We start from the raw sequence: 1755 nt of genomic DNA, 5'->3' as shown, positions 1-1755 counted from the left end.
CATGTACTTTGAAAACTGCATACAAAAATAAATCAATTCTCAAATAGAGAAAGACATCCGAGGTGATCATCACCGCAAGGTAATGATTAACTTACATCTTCGAGAAAACGAAGTAAAAAAACGACCTGAAATACCAACGCATGCAACGCTATGCATGTGTAACCGGATCCCATTCCCGTGGGAGAAGGGAGTTGGTTATGCTAGAAAGAGCGCAGGGTGGATGCCTTGGCACTAAGAGCCGATGAAAGACGTGATAAGCTGCGAAAAGCTTCGGGGAGGAGCAAATATCCGATGATCCGGAGATATCTGAATGGGGAAACCCGGCTGGACAGACTCCAGTCATCCATACGCCAATCCATAACGTATGGAAGGGAACCCGGTGAACTGAAACATCTAAGTAGCCGGAGGAAGAGAAAACAACAAGTGATTCTGTGAGTAGCGGCGAGCGAAAACGGAAGAGCCCAAACCGGAATGCGTGCATTCCGGGGTTCGGACCGCGTAATTGATCTGATAAGTTTAGCAGAATGGTTTTGGGAAAGCCAGCCAGAGAGGGTGAAAGCCCCGTAAGCGAAAGACGAGTCAGCAAGGCGGGATCCAGAGTACCACGAGACACGAGAAACCTTGTGGGAATGAGCGGGGACCACCCCGTAAGGCTAAATACTCCTTAGTGACCGATAGCGCATAGTACTGTGAAGGAAAGGTGAAAAGGACCCCGGGAGGGGAGTGAAAGAGAACCTGAAACCCTGTGTTTACAAGCTGTGGAACATCTTTAAATGATGAACCGCGTACTTTTTGTAGAACGGTCCGGCGAGTTACGCCATCTGGCGAGGTTAAGTTCTTAAGGAATGGAGCCGAAGTGAAAACAAGTCTTAATAGGGCGTGAAGTCAGATGGAGTAGACCCGAAACCGGGTGATCTATCCATGTCCAGGATGAAGTTGCCGTAAAAGGCAATGGAGGTCCGAACCCACATCCGTTGAAAAGGGTGGGGATGAGGTGTGGATAGGGGAGAAATTCCAATCGAACCCGGAGATAGCTGGTTCTCCTCGAAATAGCTTTAGGGCTAGCCTCATGAGAGTCTTTTGGAGGTAGAGCACTGAATTCCCGCGGGGGCGTCAAAGCTTACCAAAGGATATCAAACTCCGAATGCCAGTAAGATGATTCATGGGAGTCAGACTACACGAGATAAGTTGGGTAGTCAAAAGGGAAAGAGCCCAGACCTGCAGCTAAGGTCCCAAAATGTGTGTTAAGTGGAAAAGGATGTGGGATTTCAAAGACAACCAGGATGTTGGCTTAGAAGCAGCCATACATTAAAAGAGTGCGTAATAGCTCACTGGTCGAGAGGTCCTGCGCCGAAAATGTCCGGGGCTGAAACACACTACCGAAGCTCAGGAATTAACGTAGTTAATTGGTAGAGGAGCATTCTTAAAGGGAAGAAGCAGTACCGGAAGGAGCTGTGGACTTTTAAGAAGAGAGAATGCCGGAATGAGTAGCGAGAGGAAGGTGAGAATCCTTCCGGCCGAATACCCAAGGTTTCCAGAGTAAAGCTGATCTGCTCTGGGTAAGTCGGGGCCTAAGGTGAGGTCGAAAGACGTAGCCGATGGACAACAGGTTGAAATTCCTGTACTGCAGTATAACAGAACTGTGGGGACGCAGAGGGAGAGCACTAGCGGGAATGGAATCCCGTGGCAAGCGAGGTAGGAGTAGAGTTGGCAAATCCGCTCTATAATCTGAAGACGTGATGCATACCGAACTGA

At 48.8% G+C, this 1755-nt stretch carries 1 rRNA gene (cut by a window edge); it reads left to right on the top strand.

Annotated elements, in window-relative coordinates:
• The first annotated feature begins 193 nt into the window (after positions 1 to 193).
• Positions 194 to 1755, top strand: a 23S ribosomal RNA gene (locus tag PGU50_RS17850); it runs 1448 nt beyond the window's last position.

It is taken from the genome of Coprococcus sp. AM11-30B, from assembly GCF_027674365.1.
Taxonomy (GTDB): Bacteria; Bacillota; Clostridia; order Lachnospirales; family Lachnospiraceae; genus Allocoprococcus; species Allocoprococcus comes.
This window is presented reverse-complemented; position numbering and strand designations above follow the sequence as displayed.